Source organism: Pseudomonas sp. yb_9 (assembly GCF_043103635.1).
GTDB classification, from domain to species: domain Bacteria; phylum Pseudomonadota; class Gammaproteobacteria; order Pseudomonadales; family Pseudomonadaceae; genus Aquipseudomonas; species Aquipseudomonas monteilii.
The window spans coordinates 1-320 of sequence record NZ_JBICKA010000089.1 but is presented as its reverse complement, the minus strand read 5'-3'; the positions used below and the strand labels follow the sequence as shown (position 1 = coordinate 320).

The 320-nt window shown below is 54.7% G+C and carries 1 pseudogene; it reads left to right on the top strand.

The annotated features are described in order from the left end of the window. A pseudogene (locus ACF8MI_RS22765) lies at positions 1 to 320 on the top strand (elongation factor Tu); the annotation flags it as partial.

Here is a 320-nt window from a genome sequence, read left to right as displayed (position 1 = left end):
GTTCTGCTGCGTGGCACCAAGCGTGACGACGTTGAGCGTGGTCAGGTTCTGGTCAAGCCAGGTTCGGTCAAGCCGCACACCAAGTTCACCGCAGAAGTTTACGTTCTGTCGAAGGAAGAAGGCGGTCGTCACACTCCGTTCTTCAAAGGCTACCGTCCTCAGTTCTACTTCCGTACCACTGACGTGACCGGTAACTGCGAGCTGCCGGAAGGCGTTGAAATGGTAATGCCAGGTGACAACATTCAGATGACTGTTACCCTGATCAAGACCATTGCAATGGAAGACGGTCTGCGCTTCGCTATCCGTGAAGGCGGTCGTAC